Source organism: Deinococcus aquiradiocola (genome assembly GCF_014646915.1).
Taxonomy (GTDB): Bacteria; Deinococcota; Deinococci; order Deinococcales; family Deinococcaceae; genus Deinococcus; species Deinococcus aquiradiocola.
The window spans coordinates 67,326-90,977 of sequence record NZ_BMOE01000014.1; the positions used below are offsets into that span (position 1 = coordinate 67,326).

19 protein-coding genes and 1 tRNA gene are annotated in these 23,652 nt (G+C 70.8%); 11 read left to right on the forward strand and 9 right to left on the reverse strand.

The features are described 5' to 3' along the window. Positions 1–70 precede the first annotated feature (70 nt). Positions 71–1,441 (reverse strand): coproporphyrinogen-III oxidase family protein, encoded by a 1,371-nt coding sequence (locus IEY33_RS19365; RefSeq protein WP_229671082.1) that lies wholly within the window; start codon positions 1,439–1,441, stop codon positions 71–73. Positions 1,442–1,553: 112 nt separating this feature from the next. On the opposite strand from IEY33_RS19365, the gene IEY33_RS16060 reads away from it, so the two are divergent. Then, the gene (locus IEY33_RS16060) at positions 1,554–2,210 is read left to right on the forward strand and encodes a DUF2270 domain-containing protein (protein WP_188964303.1); all 657 of its coding nucleotides are present in this window, start codon (positions 1,554–1,556) and stop codon (positions 2,208–2,210) included. A gap of 59 nt (positions 2,211–2,269) precedes the next feature. Continuing rightward, positions 2,270–2,734, forward strand: coding sequence for a flavin reductase family protein (locus tag IEY33_RS16065; protein WP_188964304.1), 465 nt, complete (start codon positions 2,270–2,272; stop codon positions 2,732–2,734). A gap of 21 nt (positions 2,735–2,755) precedes the next feature. Here IEY33_RS16065 and IEY33_RS16070 read toward each other — a convergent pair whose 3' ends face one another. The 3 genes from IEY33_RS16070 to IEY33_RS16080 form a co-directional block, all read right to left on the reverse strand. Then, positions 2,756–5,974, reverse strand: coding sequence for a bifunctional diguanylate cyclase/phosphodiesterase (locus tag IEY33_RS16070; protein ID WP_188964305.1), 3,219 nt, complete (start codon positions 5,972–5,974; stop codon positions 2,756–2,758). 182 nt (positions 5,975–6,156) lie between these two features. Next, a complete protein-coding gene (locus IEY33_RS16075) occupies positions 6,157–7,797 on the reverse strand; it encodes an aminotransferase class V-fold PLP-dependent enzyme (RefSeq protein ID WP_188964306.1) in 1,641 nt (546 codons plus the stop codon). Between the two features lie 85 nt (positions 7,798–7,882). After that, the gene (locus tag IEY33_RS16080; RefSeq protein WP_188964307.1) at positions 7,883–8,434 is read right to left on the reverse strand and encodes a thioredoxin-like domain-containing protein; all 552 of its coding nucleotides are present in this window, start codon (positions 8,432–8,434) and stop codon (positions 7,883–7,885) included. 113 nt (positions 8,435–8,547) lie between these two features. On the opposite strand from IEY33_RS16080, the gene IEY33_RS16085 reads away from it, so the two are divergent. From IEY33_RS16085 to argB, 3 genes are all read left to right on the forward strand, one after another. Then, positions 8,548–9,996 (forward strand): sigma 54-interacting transcriptional regulator, encoded by a 1,449-nt coding sequence (locus IEY33_RS16085; protein WP_188964308.1) that lies wholly within the window; start codon positions 8,548–8,550, stop codon positions 9,994–9,996. Positions 9,997–10,448: 452 nt separating this feature from the next. Then, positions 10,449–10,976: a GNAT family N-acetyltransferase gene (locus IEY33_RS16090; protein ID WP_188964309.1), complete on the forward strand. Its 528-nt coding sequence runs from the start codon at positions 10,449–10,451 to the stop codon at positions 10,974–10,976. A gap of 64 nt (positions 10,977–11,040) precedes the next feature. Next, on the forward strand, positions 11,041–11,793 hold the full coding sequence (gene argB / locus IEY33_RS16095) for an acetylglutamate kinase (RefSeq protein WP_188964310.1): 753 nt from the start codon (positions 11,041–11,043) through the stop codon (positions 11,791–11,793). 229 nt (positions 11,794–12,022) lie between these two features. Here the strand turns inward: argB and IEY33_RS16100 are convergent, their stop codons facing one another. Continuing rightward, a complete protein-coding gene (locus tag IEY33_RS16100) occupies positions 12,023–14,566 on the reverse strand; it encodes an AAA family ATPase (protein WP_188964311.1) in 2,544 nt (847 codons plus the stop codon). A gap of 501 nt (positions 14,567–15,067) precedes the next feature. On the opposite strand from IEY33_RS16100, the gene IEY33_RS16105 reads away from it, so the two are divergent. Next, on the forward strand, positions 15,068–16,525 hold the full coding sequence (locus tag IEY33_RS16105; protein ID WP_188964312.1) for a UDP-glucose dehydrogenase family protein: 1,458 nt from the start codon (positions 15,068–15,070) through the stop codon (positions 16,523–16,525). A gap of 130 nt (positions 16,526–16,655) precedes the next feature. Further along, positions 16,656–17,726: a DNA-processing protein DprA gene (gene dprA / locus IEY33_RS16110; protein WP_188964313.1), complete on the forward strand. Its 1,071-nt coding sequence runs from the start codon at positions 16,656–16,658 to the stop codon at positions 17,724–17,726. 50 nt (positions 17,727–17,776) lie between these two features. Here the strand turns inward: dprA and IEY33_RS16115 are convergent, their stop codons facing one another. Continuing rightward, a complete protein-coding gene (locus IEY33_RS16115) occupies positions 17,777–18,076 on the reverse strand; it encodes a DUF7009 family protein (protein ID WP_188964314.1) in 300 nt (99 codons plus the stop codon). 136 nt (positions 18,077–18,212) lie between these two features. Here IEY33_RS16115 and IEY33_RS16120 point away from each other — a divergent pair, with 136 nt between their 5' ends. Further along, complete coding sequence (locus tag IEY33_RS16120) at positions 18,213–18,656, forward strand: hypothetical protein (RefSeq protein ID WP_188964315.1); 444 nt, start codon at positions 18,213–18,215, stop codon at positions 18,654–18,656. Between the two features lie 95 nt (positions 18,657–18,751). Here the strand turns inward: IEY33_RS16120 and IEY33_RS16125 are convergent, their stop codons facing one another. Together IEY33_RS16125 and IEY33_RS16130 are read right to left on the reverse strand one after the other, a co-directional pair. Further along, positions 18,752–19,336 carry a response regulator transcription factor gene (locus IEY33_RS16125; RefSeq protein ID WP_188964316.1) on the reverse strand — a complete coding sequence of 195 codons (585 nt, stop codon included), beginning with the start codon at positions 19,334–19,336 and terminating at the stop codon, positions 18,752–18,754. Continuing rightward, positions 19,333–20,433 carry a sensor histidine kinase gene (locus IEY33_RS16130; protein WP_306415622.1) on the reverse strand — a complete coding sequence of 367 codons (1,101 nt, stop codon included), beginning with the start codon at positions 20,431–20,433 and terminating at the stop codon, positions 19,333–19,335. Before IEY33_RS16130 ends, IEY33_RS16125 begins: the two co-directional genes overlap by 4 nt. Before the next feature lie 405 nt (positions 20,434–20,838). Here IEY33_RS16130 and IEY33_RS16135 point away from each other — a divergent pair, with 405 nt between their 5' ends. The 3 genes from IEY33_RS16135 (at position 20,839) to IEY33_RS16145 (ending at position 23,426) form a co-directional block, all read left to right on the forward strand. Further along, complete coding sequence (locus IEY33_RS16135) at positions 20,839–21,255, forward strand: hypothetical protein (protein ID WP_188964318.1); 417 nt, start codon at positions 20,839–20,841, stop codon at positions 21,253–21,255. A gap of 218 nt (positions 21,256–21,473) precedes the next feature. After that, positions 21,474–22,556: a M20/M25/M40 family metallo-hydrolase gene (locus tag IEY33_RS16140; RefSeq protein ID WP_229671083.1), complete on the forward strand. Its 1,083-nt coding sequence runs from the start codon at positions 21,474–21,476 to the stop codon at positions 22,554–22,556. A 66-nt stretch (positions 22,557–22,622) separates the two neighbouring features. Next, complete coding sequence (locus IEY33_RS16145; protein WP_188964319.1) at positions 22,623–23,426, forward strand: NTP transferase domain-containing protein; 804 nt, start codon at positions 22,623–22,625, stop codon at positions 23,424–23,426. A gap of 122 nt (positions 23,427–23,548) precedes the next feature. Here the strand turns inward: IEY33_RS16145 and IEY33_RS16150 are convergent. Continuing rightward, positions 23,549–23,624 (reverse strand) — tRNA-Gly (locus IEY33_RS16150). Positions 23,625–23,652 lie beyond the last annotated feature (28 nt).

Consider the following 23,652-nt stretch of genomic DNA (forward strand, 5'->3'; position numbering starts at 1 on the left):
CCTTAATGGAAAGCATTCCTGATAACACGCCGATCAATTGTGAACTCCGCCCGAAAGTGAAGACACGGCCTCACCGCCCCCCAACCTCACCGACGCCGTCCTCATCGGAGCCGCGCACCTCGTCCGCCTCCAGGAACGCCGTCACCACCCGGTTCAGCACCCACCACCCCTGCGGCGTCGCCCGCACCCGCTCCCCCGCCCACTCCAGCAGCCCCAGCCGCACCTGCTCCTCCAGCACCGCCCCGTACCGCGCCCGCACGTCCACCCCGCTGCGCCGCGACACCAGATCCACATGCATCCCCTCCTGCAACCGCAACGCCATGAACACCGCGTCCGTCACCACGTCCTCCGGCCGCAACACCTCCACCTCCCCCGCCCCGCCCGCCAGCCACTCGTGCAGGTGCGGATTCGTCCGCCGGAACGGCAGGCCGCCCGCCCCCACCCCCGACACCGCCTCCAACGCCTCCAGATTCGGTGATGCGTCTCTGTTCGTTGGGGGCTGGTCGTCGGGGACGGCCCCTCCTCTTTCCAGATTCGGTGATGCGTCTCTGTTCGTTGGGGGCTGGTCGTCGGGGGCGGCCCCTCCTCTTCCCAGATTCGGTGACGCGTCTCTGTTCGTTGGAGGGTAATACCCCGCCCCGCCCGGTCCCAGCCCCAGGAAGTACTCGCCGGTCCAGTACGCGCGGTTGTGGCGGCTCTGCGCGGACGGACTGCGCGCGTAATTGCTGATCTCGTACCGCTCGAAGCCCGCCCCCGTCAGCAGCGCCTCCGTCAGCTCGAAGCCCTCCTGCTCGTCCTCCTCGCGCACCGTGACGCCCTGCCGCGCGAACGGCGTGCCCGGCTCGATCGTCAGGGTGTAGGCGCTCACGTGCTCCACGCCCAGCGCCACCAGCCCCGCCACGTCACTCGCGAGCGGCTGGCCCGTCACCGCCGTGATCAGGTCCCCGCTCACCCGGAACCCCGCGTCCCGCAGCTGCGTGACCGCGTCCCGCGCCACCTGCGCCGAATGCTGCCGCCCCAGGAACCGCAGCGTCGCGTCGTCCAGGCTCTGCACGCCCACCGACGCCCGGTCGAACCCCAGCGCGCGCCAGTGCTCGGCCCGCGCGGGCGTCACCGTGCCGGGATTCACCTCCAGCGTGTTCTCCAGCCGCCCCCACCCCAGGTGCCGCCGCACGGACCCCACCAGCGCATCCAGTTCCGCGTCCCGCAGGAAGGACGGCGTGCCGCCCCCCAGGTACACCGTGTCCAGCTGCACGTCGTACAGCGCGCCCAGCGTGCGGGCCTCCTCGTCCAGCCGCGTCAGGTACCGCGCCACCAGATCGCCGCGCCGCTCCAGCACGTGAAAATCACAGTACGGACAGATGGACGGGCAGAACGGCACATGGATGTACGCGTGCCGGATGATCCCGGCAGGCGCGGCGGCAGGAGAAACGGCGCTCACCCCGGGAGTCTACCCGCCCGCCCCGCACCCGAATGGAACGCACCCGAACGGAAGGCGCACCGGCAGGGCCGTGCCACATGCGCGGGCGGCCCGCGTGACGTACCCTGGAGGCATGACGGCCACCGCCGCCCCCGTCTTCCAGACCGGGGCCGACTACAGCACCAACACGGCCAACGCCCTGATTCACCTGTACCGCGCCGAGGTCGGCAAGATGACCGCGTACCGGCAGCGGCTCGACATGACCACCAACTGGGCGGTCGTGACGAGCGCGGGCCTCGCGAGCTTCGCGCTGGGCAACAGCGACAACAGTCACGCGACCTTCCTGTTCGCGATGTTCATGAATTACTTCTTCCTGCACCTCGAAGCGCGCCGCTTCCGGATCTTCGAGATCAGTGTGCACCGCGTGCGCATCATGGAGCGCTTCTTCTACCCGGCCATGCTGGGCGAGCACCCGGACCCACACTGGCATCAGCTGCTGCTCGCGGAACTCGCGCGGCCACGCAGTCCCATGACGCGCGCCGACTCGCTCGGCTGGCGGCTGCGGCGCAACTACCTGTGGATCTACGCCGCGATCCTGATGGCGTGGTTCGCGAAGCTGGACATCGGCCGCGCGAAGGAGGTGGCGCTCACGCCGCGCAGCCTGCTCGACATGGCGAGCATCGGGAACATTCCCGGCGGGCTGATCTTCGCGCTGGTGGTGGTGTTCTACGGGTACCTGATCCGGCTCGCGGTGCACGCCACGCGCGACTACCCGCTCGAAGAAGGCTGAGACGGACGCTGCAGGCCCGTGCTGCGAGGTGCGGGGCGGCTCGGCTCTATGCTGTGCGTATGCCTGTACCTCCACACGAGTTCCGTGAGACCCTGGGCCGCTTCGCGAGCGGCGTGACCATCGTGACGGCCGCGCACGACGGCGAGCGTCGCGGCATGACCGCGAGCGCCTTCGTGTCCGTGAGCCTCACGCCGCCCCTCATCCTGGTGAGCGTCGGGCAGACGGCCAGCATGCACGCGCGCCTGATGGACGTGGACCGTTTCGGGGTGAACGTGCTGAGCGTGCAGCAGAAGGCCCTCAGCGCGCACTTCGCGGGCCGTCCGGACGAGGGCCTGAGCGTCCCGTGGATGGATCACGAGGGTCTCCCCCTGATCGGCGGGGCGGTCGCGCAGCTCGTGTGCCGCAGGGTGGAGGCGCACGCGGCGGGCGACCACACGCTGTTCATCGGTGAGGTGGAGTACAGCCGCTACACGGACGACGACCCCCTGGTGTACTTCCGGGGCCAGTACCACGAGCTCGGCTGACCGCCCCGCCTGGCCTGCGGGTCAGGCGGGCGTGTCAGGGAGACGGTGACCGGCGAGGGCCGGGCCGCCGATCAGGGCGGGGAGGGCGTGGGCGGGCACGGCGCGTGACAGGTGGTAGCCCTGCACGCGGTCGCAGCCGAGGGCGCGCAGCAGGTCGAGTTGCGCGCCGCTCTCCACGCCCTCGGCGATCACTTCGAGGTTCAGGGTCCGGGCGAGGCTGAGGATCGCCTGCACCATGCGGCGGTCGCTGCCGACCTCGTGCACGAAGGACCGGTCGATCTTCAGTCGGTCCACCGGCAGGCGGCGCAGGGCGCTGAGGCTGGAGTACCCGGTGCCGAAGTCGTCGATGGAGAGGCGCACGCCGAGCGCCTGCAGGGCGTGCATCCGTTCGATCACGGCGAGCGGGTCGTTCATGAGGAGGCCCTCGGTGAGTTCCAGTTCCAGCCGTTCGGGCGGCAGGTTCGCGGCCAGCAGTGCGGCGCGCACGTCCTGCACGAAGTCCGGCCGTTCGAACTGCAGGGCGGAGACGTTCACGGCGACGCTGATGGGCGCGCGGCCACCCGGCAGGGCGGCCGCTTCCCGGCACGCCTGCTGCAGCACCCAGCGGCCCGCCGGGTGGATCAGGCCGCTCGTCTCCAGGGCGGGCAGGAACTGTTCGGGGCCGAGCAGGCCCCGTTCGGGGTGCTGCCAGCGCAGCAGGGCCTCCAGGCCCACCAGCGTCCCGGCATGCAGGTCGTAGATCGGCTGGTAGTGCAGCACGAACTCGTGCCGGTCGAGGGCCTGCTGCAGGTCGCCGTACGGGTACTCGCGCGCGCGCACGTAGCGGTGGTTCTGCATGTCGGTGCTGTAGACGCGGGCGGCGTTCTTGCCGCTGGCCTTGGCGTGGTACATGGCGGTGTCGGCGTGGCGGAGCAGGTCTTCGGGCGCGTGCCCGTCGCGCGGGAAGCACGCGAAGCCCAGGCTGGCGGACACGCGCACCTGCTCGCCGTCCAGCGCGAAGGGCCGTTCGAGGGTGGCCAGGAGGCGCGCGGCGAGGTCCGTCACGTCGTCCGGACGGGCCAGGTCCGTGAGGATGAGCGTGAACTCGTCGCCGCCCATGCGGGCCACGGTGTCGCCGGGCCGCAGTTCGGCCGTCACGCGCTCCGCGACGGCGCGCAGCAGCTGGTCGCCGACGTCGTGCCCGAGCGAGTCGTTGATGGCCTTGAAGTGGTCGAGGTCCAGGAACGCGACGGCGCCCGCGCGTCCGGTCGTGAGCGCCTGCCGCAGCCGGTCCTGGAACAGCGTGCGGTTCGGGAGGCCGGTCAGCGGGTCGTGCTGCGCCTGGTGCGCGAGTCGCGCTTCGGTCTGGCGGCGGTCGGTGATGTCGGTGAAGGACGACACGACCGCGAACGGCAGCGTCTCGTCGGGCCGCACGAGCAGGCGGGCGTTCACGGACAGCCACATGATCGGCTGCCGGGGCCGTGTGAGGCCCACCACGACGTTCGACTGCGGCTCGCCGCGGCGCAGGGCGACCATGGAGGGCAGGTCCTGCCGGTCGAGCGGCTGGCCGTGCGTGTCGAGCACCTCCCAGTCGGAGTCCGTCAGGCGGTGCCCGACGATGTCCGGGAGCGTCCCGCCGAACAGGTGCGCGGCGCGGGCGTTGAAGGACGTGAGTCGCCCCTCGGCGTCCTGCACCAGTACGCCCTCGTCCAGGCCGTCCAGCACGGTGCGCAGCCGGGCCTCGCTCTCGCGCAGGGAGCGTTCCAGGTGCTGCTGTTCGGTGATGTCGCGTCCTTCCGCGGCGATGTACGCGACGCGGCCTGCCGTGTCCAGCACGGGGCGGAGCGTGAGGTCCACCTCGCGCCGGTCGTGCGGGTCGCGGCCCAGCCCGATCCCGAACCTCACGGTGTCGCCCTGCCCGGCCAGCCGGACGGCTTCCTCCAGCCGGTGCGGGTCGAGCGGCACGTCGTCCGTGACGGGCTGCCACCACGGCAGCGTCCAGAAGCGCCGCCCGAGCGCCTCTCGGGCCGGGGTGAGCGTGGCACGCAGGGCGGCGTCGTTGACTTCCAGCAGCGTCCCGTCGCGGCTGAGCAGCGCCGTGAAGTGGAAGGCGTGCTGGAAGTGCAGGCCGAACCTCAGCAGGCGCTGCAGGGGCGCGTTCAGGCGGAACAGCAGCGGCAGCGCGAGCAGGAAGCCGAGCAGGCCCACTGCGAGCGCCGTGAGCTGCATGCGGCGGTACTGGGCGCGCACCTCGCCGTTGAAGTCGCTGGCGGGCGCATGCACGCCGACCAGCCAGCGCCGGCCGTGCCCGATGTCGAGGGGCTGCATCAGGCCGTAGTACGCCTCCTGTCCCACCCGGAAGGTCTGCAGGCCGGACGGTTCGCCCTGCTGGACGTTCAGGTACATCTGCTGGACGGGGCGGCCGAGGTTCATCAGGCGCGGCAGGTCGCGGGTGCTGTGCCCGAACACCGTCTCGATGCCGGGGTACGCGACGGCCAGGCCGCCCGCCGTGCCGATCACGGCCGCGCCGTGCGCGCTGAACGGCACGCGCGTCAGAAAGCCTGTCAGGGCGCTGAGGGCCACGTCGGTTCCCACGATGCCGCGCACGTGGCCCTGCACGTCCCGCAGGGCCACGGCGGCCGTGACGCCCGGAATCTGCTTCGCGAAGAACACGTAGGGGTCCGTCCACACGAGGGCCTGCGCGACGGCGGCGGCGCGGTACCAGGGCCGCACGCGGGGATCGTAGGTGTCGGCGGGGTCCACGTGGGCGCTGAGCTGCTGCTGCGTGCAGGTCCATTCGCTCAGGCGCACCTGTCGCCGTCCGCCGGTCAGGACGATGCGTTTGCCGTGCACGCGGTGGCCCGGGTCGCGGCCCATCAGCACGAAGCTGCCGTCGGGCCGCGCGAGGTAGATGTTCTCGACTTCCGGGGTGGTGCACAGCACGCTCAGGAATTCGCCTTCCAGGCGCGCGTCGTCGTTCAGGGGCAGCTGGCCGTACTGCAGGCGCGTGCGCGTCAGGTCGGCCGCCTGCACGGCGGGCGCGAGGTACCGGCGGGTGCTGTCGCTGGCACGCGCCACGAGGTCGTGCATGAGGGTGGCCGCGTTCGCCTGCACGATCTTCTCGGTGTGGCTGCGTTCGGACGCGAGCACCCCGATGATGGTGAGGCCCTGCACGACAAACAGCAGGGCAAGCAGCGAGAACCGCAGCAGCGCAGGCCGGAGCGGTCGGGAGGTGAGGGGGGAGTGGGAGGGCGGCGGCATGGAGGGGTACGGACCTGTACGGGTCCGGTCCAGGCGAGTGTAGGTGAAGGCGTCTGTCAGTCCACTGTCTGCGGACCTTCATCCTCGCGTTCACAGCGTTCACAGGTGGTGCGCGGCCGCCTCGAACGCCGCGCGGGGCCTGCTCCGGGCGTGGGCCAGGGACGGTCCGGCCACCGTCCGGGTCAGTACGCGAAGTACACGAGGTCGTCCGGCACGTCCTGAGGGAGGGCGCGGGCAGGTCCCTGCTGCAGGGTGTTCAGGAGGGCGTGCGCGTCCTGCAGCGCGGCCGTCCAGGCGTCCTCGCGGGACTCGCCGGGCGTGGGGGCGGGCAGCGGCAGGTCGAAGAGGTCCGGGACGGGCAGGTCCGCGTCGGCGGGGTGCGACCACGCGCCCGTGCGCCAGTCGAAGGTGTACATCGGCACGAATTTCTCTCCGTGTTCCGCCACGAACTCGATGGCGGTCAGCAGGTACTGCAGTTCGGCCGCGTCGGTCCACGGCGCGAAGTTCAGGCGTGTCCAGCCGGGCTTCAGGCCCTCCAGGTCCGAGAGGATGCACGTCTGGTAGCGCAGGCTCGTCTCGTCGCTGATGTCGAGGAGCGCGTGCCCGTACGGTCCGGCGCACGCGCAGCCGCCGCGCGCCTGAATGCCGAACAGGTCGTTCAGGAGCCGCACCGCGAGGCGCGGGTGCAGGTACCGGCCCGCCCCGGTCCGCACCAGGAAGGACAGCACCGACAGGCGCGGCGAGTCGAGGTTCCCGAGCAGGTGCAGGCGCGGATTGCCGCGCAGGCGCGCGATGGCCTGCGTGACGAGGGCGTGCTCGCGCTCCATGATGCGGGCGGGCGTGAGCGTCTCCTTGACGCGGAACGCGAGGGCCGTGCGAATCTTGCCGCGGATGGCGGGCGTGCCCGCGTCCTCGCGCGCCTCGATGTCGTCCACGAAGGCGTGCCCCTGGCGGCTCACGAAGCGGACCGTGCCGCCGCCCGCCGTGCTGGGCGTCACGAGGTGGTACAGGTGCTGCTGGAAGCACAGCAGGCCGGGCGTGCCGGGACCGCCCACGAACTTGTGCGGGCTGAGGAACACGGCGTCGTACCCGTCGGGACGGCCGGGCTTCATGTCGATCTGCACGTAGGGGCCGCTCGCGGCGAAGTCGAAGAAGGCGAGCGCGCCGTGCGCGTGCAGCATCCGCGCGACGCTGCGCGTGTCGGTCAGGAGGCCCGTCACGTTGCTGGCCGCGCTGAACGACCCGATGCGCGGGCGACCCAGGTACGCGGGGTCCTTGAGGGCTGACAGGAGCGCGTCCAGGTCCAGGTGCCCGCGCTCGCACAGCGGCAGTTCGACGACCTCGGCGAGCGATTCGCGCCAGCTGACCTCGTTGCTGTGGTGCTCGTACGGCCCGACGAACACCACGGGCCGCTGCTCGCGCGGCAGCGCCCCGAGGAGGCGGTCGCGGTGCTGGCTGGGGACGCTCAGGCCCAGGATGTCCTGCAGGCGGCGCACGGCGGCCGTGCTGCCGGACCCGCAGAACACGAGTTTGCAGGTGTCGTCCGCGCCGAGCTGCGACTTGATGTACTCGCTCGCCTGGTGCGCGAGGGCAGTCGTCTGCGCGCCGCTGCGGCTGTCCTCGGTGTGCGTGTTGGCGTACAGCGGCATGACGCGCTCGGTGAGGGTGTCCTCCACCCAGCGCAGCGCGCGGCCGGACGCGATGTAGTCGGCGTACACGAGGCGGCGCGTGCCGAACGGCGTGCGGATGGCGCTTCCCTCTCCGATGAGCTGGGCGCGCACCCAGGCGAAGGCGTCGGTGGTGGCGTTCAGGGCAGCGGTCATGCCTTCCACTGTACCTGCAGGCCGGGGGGCTTCATTGTTCCTTCAGACCCAGCGGCACGCAGGTTAGCCCGCGCAGACCTGGGGCCTACTGCGTCATGGTGACGCCGGACGCGCAGCCGAGCGCCGCTTCGGGCGCGGCGGGCCAACGGTCCCGGCCGTCCAGGAAGGCCTTCAGGCGCGCGTCGTTCACGCCCGCGAGCGGCAGTTGCGCGTTCCAGACGGTCGCCACGAGCGGCGTGCCCAGGCCGGGCACGGGGCTGAGCAGCACCTCGAGCGGCCTGACCTCCGGGTCGCCGGGCGCGGCGGAGCGGGCCAGCAGGGCCTGCAGTGCCTGCAGGTCGGCAGCGCTCAGGTCCGGGCGGTACGCGATCCACAGCGCGCCGCGCTCCAGGCTGTGCACCGCGTACTCGTCGTACACGGGCGCCGTGTAGTGCGCGCACTTCTGCCACATCGGGCTGTACGCGCCGCCCGCCGGGGGCGTCTGCGCGTACGCGATCCGGCCCTCCTGCTGCTGCCCGCCCGCGTACGCGTACGTCTGCAGGCCCTCGATGCCGGGCCGCGCGCACGCGCCGAGCGTCACGGCGAGCAGCGGCAGCAGCAGGAACACGCGGGAAGGGAGGAGGGACGGACGCAGCATGCCGGTCATGCTACCCCACCCGCCGGAAGCGGCCGTCCGCATCACGCGGGCGGGGCGCGCGGTGCGGTATCCGCAACATTTCGCGTCTGGTGGGCGTGATAGCTTCCGGCCATATGCCCGACCTGACCCATGCCCGCACGCTGGCCGACCTCCTCGCCCTGCCAGAGTATGCCGGTCGCGCACCCTTCGACGGCCTGAGCCGCCGGGTGCAGGACGAGGTTCGCGACAACCTGACCCGCAAGCTCCGCAGCGGCGAACCGCTGTTCCCCGGCGTGGTCGGCTACGACGACACCGTCATCCCGCAGCTCGTGAACGCGCTCCTCGCACGGCAGAACTTCATCCTGCTGGGCCTGCGCGGTCAGGCGAAGAGCCGCATCCTGCGCGCCATCACCGACCTGCTCGACGAGCACGTGCCGGCCATCGCGGGCAGCGAGATCAACGACGACCCCCTGAACCCCATCGGGGAGGAAGGCAAGCTGATGCTGGCCGCGCAGGGCACCGAACTGCCCATCCGCTGGATTCCCCGCGCGGACCGCTACGTCGAGAAGCTCGCCACGCCCGACGTGACGGTCGCGGACCTGATCGGGGACGTGGACCCCATCAAGGCCGCGCGGCTCGGGACGGCGCTCGGCGACGTGCGCAGCATGCACTTCGGACTGCTGCCGCGTGCGAACCGTGGCGTGTTCGCCGTGAACGAACTCGCGGACCTCTCCCCGAAGGTACAGGTGGCGCTCTTCAACATCCTTCAGGAAGGCGACGTGCAGATCAAGGGCTACCCGGTGCGCCTGGAATTGGACGTGATGCTGGTGTTCTCCGCGAACCCCGAGGACTACACGGCGCGCGGCAAGATCGTGACGCCGCTCAAGGACCGCATCGGGTCCGAGATCCGCACGCACTACCCGAGCACCGTCGAGCAGGGCATGGACATCACGCGGCAGGAGGCGTACCGCGCGCAGGGCGTGGTGACGCCGCCCTTCATCGCGGAGCTGATCGAGGAGATCGCGTTCCAGGCACGCGAGGACGGCCGCGTGGACAAGCTGAGCGGCGTGTCGCAGCGCCTCCCGATCTCGCTGATGGAACTGGCGGGCGCGAACGCCGAGGCGCGCAGCCTGCGCGGCGGCGAGGAGGTCAGCGTGGCGCGCGTCAGCGACGTGTACGCGGGCCTGCCCGCCATCACCGGCAAGCTGGAACTGGAGTACGAGGGCGAACTGAAGGGCGCCGACAGTGTCGCCCGCGACGTGATCCGCAAGGCGGCCGGGCAGGTGTACGCGCGCCGTCACGCGTCCCTCGACACCCGAACCCTGGAAAAGTGGTTCGAGGACGGGAACGTCTTCCGCCTCCCACAGGTGGGGAGCGCGCAGGCGGCCCTGCAGGCGGCACGCGTCGTGCCGGGCCTGGTGGAGCTGGCGGGCGAGGTGGCGCAGAGCAGCGACGACGCCGTGCGCGTCGCCGCCGCCGAGTTCGTGCTGGAAGGCCTGTACGGCCGCAAGAAGCTCAGCCGCGCCGAGGAGACGTACAGCGCGCCCGAGCCCGAAGTGCGGCGCGGCGGCAAGTGGAACTGAAGCAGGACGCCCGCCGGGAAGAACAGGACAGGTGAACAGGCAGGCCACGACCGTCACGTGCGGGGTGGCCTGCTCCGCTGTCGGCCCTGAGCTGGCGTTCTGGGCTGGCGGTCCTGACCGGCACGCCACACGCCTGCGGCAGACTGCCGCTGCCCACGCCTCCCCCGCCCTCCCCGTCAGGCTGTGGTGCGGCACCGGTCTTCTCGGCACACGGGCCTGTCAGAAAAGTGGCAGTGTGGAGCGTCCACACTGGAGGTGCATTCGGGTGGGTGCCGGGTGAGGCCCGGCTCAACGGTGGGTGGGGGCCGTTCTCAGGGCCAGGAGGTTGCGCACGCTATGCTGCTTCTGTTCGATATCTCGTCGTCCCGGACTGCAGGTCCGTACGGTTCAAGCTCCGGAAGCACCGTGACTTCCGGGGGGCGGACGCTCCGGCCCGGACGTGGAGGCACCCCTTGAAGTTTCACCCCATCGCCCTGCAACACGCTCCCCTCCTGCATCACCTGTACCTGCGCACCCCGGATTACTTCGCGCTGCTCGGCACGCGTCCCCCGTCGCTCGGCGAGGTGGAACGCGACGTGCAGACGGCCCTCTTCGACCCGCGCCGCTGCCTGGAACTCATCTACCCGGACGCGTCCGGTGACGCCGAACCGATCGGCAGCCTGGACTACAAGCTGGACTTCCCGGAGGCGGGCGACGTGACCATCAATCTGCTCCTCATCCGCGGGGACCTGCAGAGCAGCGGTCTCGGGCAGCAGGCGGTCCGGCACCTGGAGATGCGCCTGCAGACTGCACCGCATGCCAACACGGCCCGCGAGCTGCACGCGCCGCGCCTGCTGGCGAGCGTGCTGGGCGTCAACCCGCGCGCCGTGGCGTTCTGGCAGCGGCTGGGGTTCAGTTTCGCGACGGACGCGCGTCCCGTCATGACGTGGTACGCCAAGCCGCTCGGGCATTCGTCCGCGCCACTCGCCGCGACCAGCTGAAACGCCTGCCCGGCGTTTTCCCCCGCGGTCCGGCCCTCGCGGCGTGGGCCGCTATTGTGTGGGCATGATCGTCAAGTACGGCGGCAATGCCATGAAGAGCCCCGAGTTGCGCCGCGGGGTGGCGCGTGAACTGGCCGCGCTGCGGCGCGAGATGCCGGTCGTGGTCGTGCACGGCGGTGGTCCCGCCATCGAGCGGGAACTGCAGGCACGCGGCGCACGGAGCCGCTTCGTGGACGGACTGCGCGTCACGTCCCCGGACGTGATGGACATCGTCGAGATGGCGCTGTGCAAGCTGAACAAGGAACTCAGCCAGGACCTCGGGAACGCCGTCGGCCTGATGGGCCGCGACAGCGACCTGCTGCGCGGCACGCTGCTCGACCCGGTCCGGCTGGGCCGCGTGGGCGAGGTGCGGCACGTCAACACGGACCTGCTGCGCACGCTGCTCGGGGCGGGCATCACGCCCGTGGTCGGGTGTGTGGCCGTCGCGGACGACGGGGACGCCCTGAACGTGAACGCCGACACGGCCGCCGGGGCGGTGGCGGGCGCGATGGGTGAGGGCGTGCTGTTCCTGACGGACGTGGACGGCGTGTACCGGCAGTACCCGGACCCGCAGAGCCTCGCGCCGACCCTGACGCGCGCCGAGGTGCAGGGCGGCATCCGGGACGGCTGGATCGCGGGCGGCATGCTCCCGAAGGTCGGTGCGGCCCTCTCGGCGCTGGAGGCGGGCGCACCTTTCGCGATCATCGCGAGTGGCATGCGGCCCGGAACGGTCGAGGCGGCCGCGCGCGGTCAGGCGGGCACGCGCCTGCTGCCCTGACCCTGACGACTGGCGCGGCTCATACGGTGTTGAGCTGAACGTTTGGAGTTCAGCCGAGCGGAACGCGGAGCCGCCGCCCGGCCGCGAGGATCAACACCGTCTCATACGGTTTTGAGCTGAACTTGTAGAGTTCAGCCGAGCGAAGCGAGCACCAAAAAGTACGGTTTGGAGGAGATGGAAGGGATGTCGGTGCTGTTTCCGGCATCCCTGGAATCGGATCAAAACCGTATCAGCCGGTCTGCCGGGTGCTGGGGGCTTTCAGGTTGCGGTTGAGGACCGCAGGCTGCGTCATGAGGTTGCGGTCCTCGCTGCCGATCAGGCCGATGCTGAGGGCGACGTCGAGGGCGCGGACGCTGAGTCGGGCACCGGTGGCCCCCAGCCATTCCGGGCCGGTCAGCTGGTGCTCCATCCAGTGGCCGAGGTCCACGCCGTCCTGCGGGGTGCAGCGCAGGCCGTCTTCCTGGTAGGGGTGCGTGACGCCAGGGCTGAGGACGGTGGCGGCGCTGGCGTGGGCGGGGCTGGTGTGGATGGGCGTGAGGCGCAGCGCGAAGGCGGCCTGGCTGGGCAGGAGTTCTTCTCCGCGGCCGAACACGTCGAGGCGCCAGATGAGGCGCAGTGGCGCGGTGAGCGCCTCGGTCCAGGTGAGGGTGAGGGTGAGCGTCTGGGGGTGGCCGTAGCGGCCGTCGCTCATGACGTTCAGCCAGCCGTCCTCGAGAGCGACGGTGTAGCCCTGGTGAGAGCGGGCCTGCTGTTCCGGCACGGCGAGCCGCGGGGGTTCGCTGACGGTGCGCAGGGCGGGCCGGGCAGTCTTGCTGACGGTGCGGCGCAGAGGGCTGTCGTGCGGGAGGCGCGCGTTGTGGCGGGCGAGGAGTTCGGCGGCCTGTTCGGTCAGTCCGGCGCGGTCGGCGTAGTAGGAGGCGAGGCCCGGTTCGTGGTCCGCGAGGACCAGGGCGAGTCGGCGGCGCACGTCCTGCCGGATGAGCTGTGGGAGCTGTCCGGCGAGCGTGACGCGCAGCGCTTCCTGCCGGAACATGTACTGCGTGCCGGTGTCGGGCGCGACGCGGACGGGCGTGAGGTACGGGAGGTGCAGGCCCAGGCCGGGGTCCGTTTCGAGCAGGATCTGCCGTTCGAGGGCGTCGCACAGCACGCGGTCCACTTCGCGCTGCTCGCTGATCCCGAGGACGGCGCGGGCGGTGCGGCGGTCGAAGGTCCCGTTGATGACGCTCAGGCGGCTCATGGCGTCGCGCAGGTCGTCGCTCCACCCTTCGGGTTCGCTGCGGAGCGTGTCGCGCACGGCCTGCGGGAGGGTGGTGCTGCCGAGGTCCACGCCGCCCAGGTCGGCTGCGCCGAGCGTACCGGTGTCGGGCAGGGCCTTGAAGAGGCTCAGGAGGTGCAGGGGGTTGCCTTCGCTGCGCTGCACGAGGCGTGACGCGAGCGGCTGGAGGCGCTGCGCCTCCTCTTCGGGGTAGCGTTCATGCAGGGCGGCCTGGACGGCACCGAGCGTGACGGGCGGCAGATGGACACTGCGGACGCCGGGCAGGCGGCGCATGAGGGTGCGCGTGACCGGCTGCCGGTCCGGTTCCTCGCGGCTGAGCAGCAGGTACAGGCGGGCCGTGTCGCTCGGCATCTGACGCACGAGTTCGAGCAGGGCGGGCAGTTCGGCGGGCGCGGCGTGCACCTCCTCGATGAGGAGCAGCAGGGGCCGCTCGATCTGCGCGAGGGCCACGGCGACCTTGACCATGTCTTCTTCGAGCGCGCCGGGCTGCAGCAGCACCTGCCGCAGAATGGCGCTCTGGTCCGGTCCGGCGAGGCGCAGCAGGGCCTGCGCGAGCGCGGCGAGGAGCAGGCGGCCGGAGCGAGCGGCGGCGAGATGCACCACCTGCCAGTCGGGGGCGGCGCTCTGCGCGAGGCGTTCGGCGAGGTACGTCTTGCCGCTGCCGGGCGGGCCGTGCAGCAGCACGAACGCGGCGCCACCTGCCATGAACAGGTCCCGCAGGGCGCTCTCCTCGGCAGGACGCGTGAAGTGCAGGGGCGTGGCTGGAGCCGTGCCCGCGGCGGGCCGGGCGGGCGTGTCCGGGCGGCCCGCCACCGGCCGCTGGGCGGGCCGCACCATGGACGGCTGGGCCTGGGGAGCGTGTGCGGCAAGGACGGGAGCCGTGCCGCCAGGCACGGCATGGTCCGGCACGGCACGCACGAGGGGCCGCGCCTCGCTGATCAGGGTCTCGGTGAGCAGCTCGGCGGGGTCGGTGAAGCCGACCGCTTCGGCGCGCGACGAGATGAGACGCGTCGCCCACTCCTGCCCGGAGCGCGCGTAGTGCGCGTACACGCGCGCCAGGGTACTCTCCACCTGCTCGCACAGCATCCAGCGCTGCTGCTCCACCCACACCTGGAAGGCGGTGCTGCCCAGGTCCTCCAGGCCGCACAGCGGCAGGCCCCGCAGGGTGGAGAGCCAGGTGGACAGTTCCGTCTGGGTCATCTCCTGTTCCTGCGCGGCCTGCCACGTGCCGATGTCGGTGCCGATGCTCTCCAGGTACAGCAGCTGACGGCTGGCCGGGAAGATGTTCAGACCAGCCGAGCGGATGCGGGCCAGTTCGACGCGCAGGTTGGTACGCGCCTCGGCGGTGTTCCAGAGCAGGTCCGCGAGGCGTTCACGGTGCTGCGGGAGCTTCTCGGCGGCCAGGTAGGCGATGAGGGCGACGGCCTTGGCCGACAGGGGGACCGGCTGGCCGTTCTGAGTGACGTGCGCATGACCCAACAGATGAACGGTGAGCACCGGGGGACCTCCAACAAGACACCAATAAGAACGAAAGGCGTACAACAACGGGAGCGATGATAGATGTAATGGTGACTGCCTGAGTCTGCAGATGACCGAGACGCCAGGAGCGACGAACCCTTCGGGAATGACGACAGAGAGGGAGAGTCCGAATTACAGCCATGATAAAGCAATGGGAACCGTGCCGCTGAGAATCACATTGCAATCTCATCTGCGTTCATTCCCGTGAATCGCTCGCCCCGACGCTGTCCACGACACCTTCACGCCGTGGTCCCTGCGGGGCGCCCGGCCGTCCGTCCGGACCACGTGCCCGGCCGGGGCCCGTAGATTTACCTTTCGTTTGCGCTCTCTGGCCTATGTTCGGAAGCAGCGGGAAGGTGAGACACAGCAGGTGCGCGAACGACACCGGCCGGGGGGCCGAAAACCGCACCTGAATTCCGTCCGTACGTGAGAACGGTCCTCTGCGAGCCGGTTCCCGCGCGGATTTGACAGGGGGATGCAATGGCACAGTCGGGATCGCTCAACGTGACAGTCGTGGGAACAGGGTATGTGGGACTGGGTACGGCCGTCATGCTGGCCTACCTGGGCCATTCGGTCACCGGTCTGGATATCGATCAGGAGAAGGTGGACATGCTCTCCCGAGGCGAACTGCCGATCTACGAGCCGGGCCTGGACCGGATGCTGATCGAGAGTCGCGAACGCATCCACTGGACGACCGACTACGGGTCGGCCATCCCACAGGCGGACGTCATCTTCATCTGCGTCGGCACGCCGTCCAACGTGGACGGTTCGCCCAACCTGCGGTACGTGTCCCAGGCCGCGCAGAGCGTCGCCGAGAACCTGAACGGCAAGACGCAGGTGATCGTGAACAAGAGCACCGTGCCGGTCGGGACGGGCGACTGGGTGACGCGCATCATCGAGGATCACGCGCGCTCGTATCACGCCAACCGCTACCTGGTGGTCAGCAATCCGGAGTTCCTTCGCGAGGGCACGGCCCTGTTCGACAGCCTGTACCCGGACCGGATCGTGCTCGGCAGCGACAATCAGGAAGGCATCGACCGCATGCGCGCCCTGTACGCGCCGCTGCTGGAGCAGGATTTCGAGGCGCCCGCGTACGTGCCGCGTCCCGCGGGGTACGTGCGCCCTGAACTGATCACGACGGCCCTCAGCAGCGCCGAGATGATCAAGTACGCCGCGAACGCCTTCCTGGCCCTCAAGATCAGCTTCGCGAACGAGATCGCGGGCCTGTGCGAGCGGGTCGGAGCGGACATCAGCGAGGTCACGCGCGGCATCGGCAGTGACCAGCGGATCGGGCCGCGCTTCCTGTCGGCCGGGGCCGGTTGGGGCGGAAGCTGCTTCGGAAAGGATACGGCGGCCCTCATCAGCACCGGGCAGGAGTACGGGTACACCATGCCGATCCTGCAGGCCACCATCGACGTCAACACCCGGCAGCGTTCCCTGATCATCACGAAACTGCAGGGCCACCTGCACCGCCTGAAAGGCAAGCGGGTCGCGGTGCTCGGCATGGCGTACAAGCCGAACACGGACGACCTGCGAGACGCGCCCGCCCACGACACGATCGCCCGCCTGAATGAGCTGGGCGCGACCGTGGTGGCGCACGACCCGATCGCCATGCCGCGCGCCCGGCGCGAGTGGACGCACCTGCGGTATCAGGAGGCGGGCAGCGTCGAGGACGCCCTGCGTGGCGCGGACGCGGTCATCATCACCACCGAGTGGGAAGAGTACTGCCGTCTGGACTGGGACCGTGCGCTGCAGGGCATGCGGCAGCGCCTCGTGATCGACACCCGTAACATCCTCACGCGCAGGCCAGAGGGCGTCACGCTCGAACAGATCGGGAAGCGGCAGCCCACGCCGGTCGTCCCGCAGTTCGACGGAGTCGCCTTCGAGGACGGCGTGGTGGTCGCCGCACCTCGCAACGACACCCTGCCACTCGCGTAGGCCGGAGCGCGTTTCCCTGCTTTTACCTCCTTGAAACGGTGGTTGCGTCTCGCGTCCTGCCCCCGTTCGGGGGTGGGGCGCCGCCTCGTTTGTGGCGCGGGCGGGGGCGGGGGTTTGTTAGCCTGAACGGATGACGCCCGCGCACGATCCAGAACTGCTGGCCCTGCTGACACTGCGATTCACGCCGGGCCTCGGGCCACGCCGGGTGGAGGCCCTCCGGCGGCACTGCGGGTCGGCGTCGGCGGTCCTCGCGGCGCCGGTGACGGACCTGCGGGAGGTGCCGGGCCTCGACCGGAAATCGCTGGCGGCCATCGGGACGCCGGAACCGCAGCGGCGGGCGCTGCAGGAGGTGCGGAGTGCGGCGGCGTTCGGCGCGACGCTGCTCGGCCGGGGCCTGGAGGGGTACCCGGGGGCACTGGAGGCGCTGGACGATCCGCCCACGGTCCTGTGGGTGCGCGGCACGCTGCCGCCGCTGGAGGTGGTGCCGCGCGCGATCGGGGTGGTGGGGACGCGCAAGGCGAGCACATACGCCCTGAATCTCGCGGCGCGCGTGAGTGCGGACCTGGCGCGGGCGGACGTGGTGGTGGTGTCGGGTCTGGCGCGCGGGATCGACACGGCGTCGCACCGGGCGGCGGTGGACGCGGGCGGCGTGAGTGTCGGCATCCTGGGGAGCGGGCTGGATCAGCTGTACCCGCCGGAGAACCGGGAGCTGGCGGCGCGGCTGGTGGTGCTGAGCGAGTACCCGCTGGGGACGCGGCCCGCCGCGCATAACTTCCCGATGCGCAACCGGCTGATCGCGGCGCTGAGTGCCGGGAGCCTGATCGTGGAGGGCGAGCCGACGAGTGGCGCGATGATCACGGCGACGCACGCGCTGGAGTGCGGGCGGACGGTGTTCGCGGTGCCGGGCCGCGCGACGGACCCGCTCGCGAGTGGCCCGCACCGTCTGCTGCGGGACGGGGCGGTGCTGACGGAGTCGGCGGAGGACATCCTGCAGGAGCTCGGCTGGGCGGGCGCACCGGTCGGCGTGCCGGATCTGTCGCCGGAGCAGGAGCGGGTGTGGACGCTGCTGGCAGAACCGGCGACGCTGGATGACCTGCACGCGCGCTGCGGTCTGCGGCTGGACGAGCTGCAGATGACGCTGATGATGCTTCAGCTGGGCGGGCACGTGGACGACGTGGGGGGCCGGTACCTGCGCCGCTGAGGCGCGGGCAGGCGGGAGCGTCAGTGGTTGTTCACCGGCGGGCGTGCGGGTCAGGCGAGGTGTTCGGGCGTGAAGTCCTTCTCGATGCGCAGGCGCAGGTCGCCGCCGAACGCTTCGAGGCTCACGCCTTCCTGCAGGGGGTCGAGGAGCGTGGCGAGGTCGTCGGCGAGGCCCACCGTCAGGTCGCTGCCGTCGGCGGTGACGCCGTGCCGGGCGGGGTCGAGGCGCAGGCCCCAGCCGCCGCCGGGCCAGCTGAGGCGCTGCTCAAGCGGCTGGCGACGCAGCAGCATGTCGGTTTCGAGGTCGTCGAGGCGCACGCGGATGCTGCGGCCCGTGAATCGGATCTTCATGCCTGGAGTGTAGTCCAGGGTACGGGCGGCGGGTGGCGGGCCGGGTGTCTGAAGTTCCGCTTAACGTACGCTCTCACCGGCGGGGCGGGACGTGCCTTAGGCTGAGTGGAGTCCCATTCAAAACCGGAGGTTTCACATGAAGAAGCTGCTTTCGCTCCCCTTCCTCGGCCTGCTCGCTCTGGCGTCCTGCAATCAGGTCGTGACGGGAGACAGCAAGGCCTACATGTTCACGGCACAGACACAGGTCGGGTACAGCACGCAGGCGGGCACGGCGACGCGCCTGTCCCTCAGCACCGGCGACACGGCCACCACCCTGAACGCGACGGGCCTGAAGCCCAGCACGGCGTACGTGGCGCACTATCACGCGGCAGGCGCGGACACCAGCAAAGGCGTGTGCGCTTCGAACGGGAGCATCGTGGACGGTATGATCGGCGGGATGACCTTCAACAGCGACGCGAACGGCGCGCTGACCATCAAGGGGCTGAACACCACGTCGGCTCTCGCGACCGCGAAGTACATCAACATCCACGAGGCGGCGGCGCTGGCCGTGGTGCCGCTCTGCGCGGACCTGACCAAGTAACCCGGGCCCGTGAGGGCCGACAGGAGCGGTGGCCGCAGAAGATCGTTCTGCGGCCACCGCTTTTGGATTGGTCGTGCGGTTGGAAAGGGTTCCGGTCAGGCGATCAGGCCGAGGGTGCGGGCGCGGCTGACGGCCTGCGTGCGGTCGCCAGCATCGAGCTTGGTGTACAGGCGCGCGAGGTGGTCCTTGATGGTGTCGGGGCTGACGCCGAGGCTGCGGGCGATCTCCTTGTTGCTGTACCCCTGCGCGAGCAACGGGAGCACGTCGGACTCGCGCGGCGTGAGGCGCGGCACGACCACGTTCGGCAGGCGGTTGATCTCGGGGCGCGCCATGATCTCGCGCAGCTGCCGGGCGAGTTCCTCGGGCGGCGTTTCCTTGCTGAGGTAGCCGCGCGCGCCTGCGTCACGGGCGGCCTGCACGATGGCCGGTTCGGAGAAGGTCGTGATCAGCACGCTGAGGACCTGCGGGGCCTCGCGTTTCAGGCGGGCGCAGACCTCGATGCCGGTCAGGCCGGGCATCTTGACGTCGAGGAGGGCGGCGTCCGGCTGGTGGCGCAGGCAGGCGTCCAGGGCGGCCTGGCCGTCGCTGGCCTGCGCGAGCACCTCGAAGCCCTGGTCGCGGAGGGCGTAGCCCAGGCCCATCAGAAACAGCGGGTGGTCGTCGGCAATGACAAGTTTCACGGTTGAACCTCCAGTACGGGGAGAGCGTTCGGCTCGGTCGGGGCGAGGGGTGCGGCGGGTGGGGCGGTGTCCGGCACGGGACCGGCGACGGCGGCTGGGGAAGGTCGGGTGAGGTGCACGGTCATGACGCTCCAGGACGTCTCGCGGTGGAAGTGCAGGTGGCCGCCGTGCGCTTCGGCGATGCGGCGCACGATGTACAGGCCAAGTCCGGCGGTCCCGGCCGTGTACTTCTGACCGGCGATCTCGACGGGTTGCGCGTTGAAGGGCTGCGCGAGGCTCTCGATGCTGCTGCCCTCGGCGAGGCCGGGGCCGTCGTCGCGGACCTCCAGGCCCTCCGGCGTGACGCGCAGTTCCACGTGGCTGTGGGCGTAGCGCAGGGCGTTGTCGGTGAGGTTCGCGGCGGCGCGTTCCAGCACGGCGGCGTCCACCACCGCTTCGCCTTCGCCACTGACCGTGAGGCGAACGCCGGGCCGGTCGCGTCCCTGGATGGCGCGGGCCGCGACGCGTTCCAGCAGGGCGCGCAGGTCGGTGGGGGCGGGCGTGAGGGTCACGTCCTCACGCTCGAAGCGGTGTGCGTCGGCCATCTGCTGCACGAGGCCCAGCAGGCGGGCGTTCTCGGCGAGCAGGTGCTCGCCGAGCGCCGTGCGTTCCGCGTCGGGGAGGGGGCGGCTGGAGAGCGTACGGATCAGGTGGCCGGTCGCGACGAGCGGCGTCTTGAGGTCGTGCACCAGCGTGGCCATGAACGCGCCGCGGCGTTCCTGCTCGGTGCCGAGTCGGCCGAGCAGACCGGAGAAGGCGCCGCGCAGGGCGATCACCTCGTCCGGGTCGGTTTCGCCTTTGCCGGTGGCGCCGGTGGGGCTGAACTCACCGCGCGCCAGTTCGCCGGTCAGGCGGCTGAGGGGCCGCAGGAGCGCGCCGGACAGCACCCAGCCCATCAGGGCGCTGAGCAGCGCGACCAGTGCGAGCCACACGCCCAGCGGGAGGGCGTCGCCGCCCACCAATCCCAGTTCGCGGCCCGCACCGAGCGTCAGGATGGCGTTGGGTGTGAAGGCCAGCAGGAAGATGACGAGCGTGAACTGGAAACGCAGGGTATTCAATCGACCTGGTCGCCGGTTGTGTGCTATATGCGGTCGCTCGTTCATCTGCTGCGAGTGTAGGGGGGAGGGTCTGACAGAACTCATACGGTCTTTCATCCGCAACTCTGAGCACCCTCACCGGAAGGAGGAGTTAGGTTTTTGTCGTCCCGCAGGGTATTTCTGGTGTTTCGGCAGGTCAAGAGCAGGATGTCCGAGGGCCGTGAATCTGTCCAGACGGACACCTGTGACCTTCATGTTCGGCCGCCATTCTCATGCACCGGGGAGTCTCAAGGTGACTCAAGCGACTGCTCATCCAGCCGTGACCCGGCCCACTATCCTGAACGCGTCTGTCAGTGCCGCCCGCCACGACCATCGGGGACGTGGCGTGACGCCCGGCCCAGGACTCAGGGGCAGACGGAGGTCCACATGTTCAGCAACGATCTGCATCAGAAAATGGTGGCCGGCGCCCGCGATCTCGACGGTGACGGCGTCATCAGCCCGCAGGAGGCCGCCGCGTACATTCAGGACTACATCCGGACCGCGCCCGCCGAAGAACGCACGCAGCTGCTGCAGGAGTACTTCTCCGGCCTGACGCCCGACCAGAAGTCCGCGCTCGGCACGGCCCTCGTGCAGAGCCCCGCGACGCCCGTCACGCAGGTGAACGCGCACGACGACCACGACCTGGTGCACGCGTACACGCAGAGCGCGCAGGCGCCCGCGCAGGACGGCCGCAGCCCGCTGGAGGCGGCGTTCGCGCAGGGCGGCGTGCTCGGCAATCCGCTCGTCAAGGCGGGCCTGGTGGGCCTGGCCGGCATCATCGGCAGTCGCCTGCTGCGTCACTGATACGGATTCCGGCTGAATCCCGCAGCGTTCGCGGGTTCGGTCCGAAAGGGAGCACTCCGTGTTCCGGCACCCAGACAAGGCTCTCCCCTGCCCCGCCCCGACCGTGCGTCCGGGCGGGGCGCCGTTTGGCCGAAAGGCGGCGCGGCACACCATCCGCAGGGCCGTGTGGCGGGCAGGGCGGGACCGCAGCGCCCTGGGGCGGCGCTACACTGTCCGGCGTGCCCCAGCCAGACCTGATCGCCCTGCTCATCCGTATCGCCCAGACGCCCGCGCCCACCTTCGAGGAGGGGGCCCGCGCGCGACTGATCGCGGACCTGTGGGCCGAGAGCGGTCATCCGGTCACGCTGGACGACGCCGGGAACGTCGTCGTGCGGCTCGGCCCGGCGCGTGGGCAGGCGCTCGCGCTCGCGTCTCACCTCGATACGGTCTTCTCGGCGGACACGGATGTCCGCGTGCGGCAGGAGGGCCACCGCCTGATCGGGCCGGGCGTGGGCGACAACAGCGCCAGCCTGACCGTCATGACAGCCTTCCTGCAGGGCCTGGACGTGCAGACGCTGCGCCGCCCGCTGTGGCTGGTCGCGAACGTCGGTGAGGAAGGTCTGGGCGACCTGAAAGGCGCCAAGCACCTGCTGAACGCGCACGCGAGCGAACTGGCGGCCTTCGTCGCGGTGGACGGGTACCTGGGCGTGGCCGTCACGCGCGCGGTCGGCGTGCGCCGTTACCGGGTGCGGTTCACTGGGCCCGGCGGTCACTCGTGGGGGGATCAGACGCCGAGTGCCCTGCATGCGCTGGGCCTCGCCATCACTGCGCTGTACAGCCTGCCGCTGCCGCTGCACCCGCGCACGACGCTGAACGTCGGGCACGCGAGCGGCGGGACGAGCGTGAACAGCATCGCGGGCAGCGCCGAACTGCTGCTCGACCTGCGCTCCCTGGACGCCGGGCACCTGAGCAGCCTCGACAGCCGTGCCCGACACGCCCTGGAGGGCGCGGCGCGGCAGGCGGGCGTGCAGGTGACGCTGGACCTCGTGGGGGACCGGCCGGGCGGCGACCTGAACGCCGAGGCGCTTCTCGCGATGGCGCGGCGCGCGGCGCTCCCGTCCGGGCTGGACATCCGCAGCGCCGCGAGCAGCACCGACGCGAACGCGGCCGTGCCGCACAACCTGCCGGCCATCGCACTCGGCGTGTACCGGGGCGGGCACGCGCACCGCGAGGACGAGTGGGTACAGACAGAAAGCCTGGAGGTCGGGCTGGGCGTGCTGCGCCGCTTCGTGGACGCGTACCAGCGGCAACCGCTCGCCTGAACCGGCGCACCGCTCCGACATGCCGACCGTGAATTCCGGGCGGCCGCGCCTGCTACCCTGACGCTCATGACGAATCAGCAGACAGCAGTCCCCGCCGCGCGGCGCTGGGACGTGGTGGTGCTCGGTGGCGGCGACCCCGGCGATCCCTTCGCGGCGGCGCACGGCGTGGCCGTCAAACCGCTCGTGCCGGTCGCGGGCGCTCCCATGGCCCTGCACGTCCTGCGTGCCCTGCGCGCCTGCCCGGAGGTGGGCCGCGTCGCGTACGTGGGGCCCGTCCCGCCGGGCGCAGAAGCGCTCGTGGACCTGCGCGTCACGGATCACGGCTCGCTGCTCGGGAACGTGGACGTGGGCGTGAATGCCCTGCGCCTCCCGGAACGCGAGCGGGTTCCGGGACAGCCGGAGCGCGTGATGGTCATGACGGCCGACATTCCGATGGTGACGCCCGCCATGCTGAGCGACCTGCTCGCGGCCGCCCCGGATGCGGGCCTGGTGTACCCGGTGGTGCGGCGCGAGGCGTGCGAGGCGGCCTACCCGGGCGTACGCCGAACGTACGCGCGCCTGAAGGACGGGACCTTCACGGGCGGGAATCTGTTCCTGCTGGACGCGTCGCTGGTCGGGCAGTTCCTGCCGCGCCTGCGGGAGGTGCTCGCGGCGCGCAAGCAGCCGCTGAAGCTCGCCGCGCTGATCGGCTGGCCCGTGCTGCTGAAGCTGCTGACGGGCCGCCTGGCCATCCACGAGCTGGAGGAGCGCGTGAGCGGCATCCTGGGCGTGCAGGCGCGCGCCCTCGTGACACCGCACGCGGCGATCGGGACGGATGTGGACAAGGACGCGGACCTCGACCTCGCCCAGACCGCCCTCGGCCAGGGCTGACTGGGGTGCAGGACCGCGCGCCCGCACAGCCCCAATCAAGGGTCGTGCGGGCGCGCGGTACGTTCCGGGCGGCGTGGTCTGGGCATGAAAAACCCCCCACCGGTGAGGGTGGGGGGTGGGGATGGAGCGGGAGACGCGATTCGAACGCGCGACATCTACCTTGGCAAGGTAGTGCTCTACCAGCTGAGCTACTCCCGCAATGAAAAAACCCCCGCGCCGACCTACT

Excerpts from the sequence above, each read along its gene's own strand:
- IEY33_RS16060 (WP_188964303.1), top strand. The coding sequence starts at position 1,554 with ATGACGGCCACCGCCGCCCCCGTCTTCCAGACCGGGGCCGACTACAGC.
- IEY33_RS16065 (WP_188964304.1), top strand. The coding sequence starts at position 2,270 with ATGCCTGTACCTCCACACGAGTTCCGTGAGACCCTGGGCCGCTTCGCG.
- IEY33_RS16070 (WP_188964305.1), bottom strand. The coding sequence starts at position 5,974 with ATGCCGCCGCCCTCCCACTCCCCCCTCACCTCCCGACCGCTCCGGCCT.
- IEY33_RS16075 (WP_188964306.1), bottom strand. The coding sequence starts at position 7,797 with ATGACCGCTGCCCTGAACGCCACCACCGACGCCTTCGCCTGGGTGCGC.
- IEY33_RS16080 (WP_188964307.1), bottom strand. The coding sequence starts at position 8,434 with ATGCTGCGTCCGTCCCTCCTCCCTTCCCGCGTGTTCCTGCTGCTGCCG.
- IEY33_RS16085 (WP_188964308.1), top strand. The coding sequence starts at position 8,548 with ATGCCCGACCTGACCCATGCCCGCACGCTGGCCGACCTCCTCGCCCTG.
- argB (WP_188964310.1), top strand. The coding sequence starts at position 11,041 with ATGATCGTCAAGTACGGCGGCAATGCCATGAAGAGCCCCGAGTTGCGC.
- IEY33_RS16105 (WP_188964312.1), top strand. The coding sequence starts at position 15,068 with ATGGCACAGTCGGGATCGCTCAACGTGACAGTCGTGGGAACAGGGTAT.
- dprA (WP_188964313.1), top strand. The coding sequence starts at position 16,656 with ATGACGCCCGCGCACGATCCAGAACTGCTGGCCCTGCTGACACTGCGA.
- IEY33_RS16115 (WP_188964314.1), bottom strand. The coding sequence starts at position 18,076 with ATGAAGATCCGATTCACGGGCCGCAGCATCCGCGTGCGCCTCGACGAC.
- IEY33_RS16120 (WP_188964315.1), top strand. The coding sequence starts at position 18,213 with ATGAAGAAGCTGCTTTCGCTCCCCTTCCTCGGCCTGCTCGCTCTGGCG.
- IEY33_RS16135 (WP_188964318.1), top strand. The coding sequence starts at position 20,839 with ATGTTCAGCAACGATCTGCATCAGAAAATGGTGGCCGGCGCCCGCGAT.
- IEY33_RS16145 (WP_188964319.1), top strand. The coding sequence starts at position 22,623 with ATGACGAATCAGCAGACAGCAGTCCCCGCCGCGCGGCGCTGGGACGTG.